The organism is Pseudomonas sp. SIMBA_068, assembly GCF_046534705.1.
Taxonomy (GTDB): domain Bacteria; phylum Pseudomonadota; class Gammaproteobacteria; order Pseudomonadales; family Pseudomonadaceae; genus Aquipseudomonas; species Aquipseudomonas putida.
In genome coordinates, this window is the sequence record NZ_JAWRYI010000233.1 from 1 (window position 1) to 317 (window position 317).

The 317-nt window shown below is 66.6% G+C and carries 1 pseudogene; it reads left to right on the plus strand.

The features are described from left to right. Window positions 1–317, plus strand: a pseudogene (locus SB756_RS28970) (MFS transporter); the annotation flags it as partial.

Here is a 317-nt window from a genome sequence, read left to right on the forward strand (position 1 = left end):
ACCCCATCGCCGCTGTACAACGCCCTGGGGCTGGGAGCCGGGCTGGTTCTGCTGGTGCCGGTATTCGCTATGGAGAACCGCGACGGCGCGCGCTTGTTGCCGCGCAATAGCCTGAAGGCCGGGAGTGCCTTTCTGGCGCTGTACATTTCCATGGCCCTGCTGGTGGTGGGCATGACCAGCGAGGTCTTCGTACCGTTGTTTCTGCAGGTGCTGCATCAGCAGACGCCGTTGCTGGCAGGTTATATCGCCGCGCTGATGGCCGCCGGCTGGACCCTGGGGGCGCTCTTCAGCTCAGGCCTTGGCCCGCGGGGCGCGGC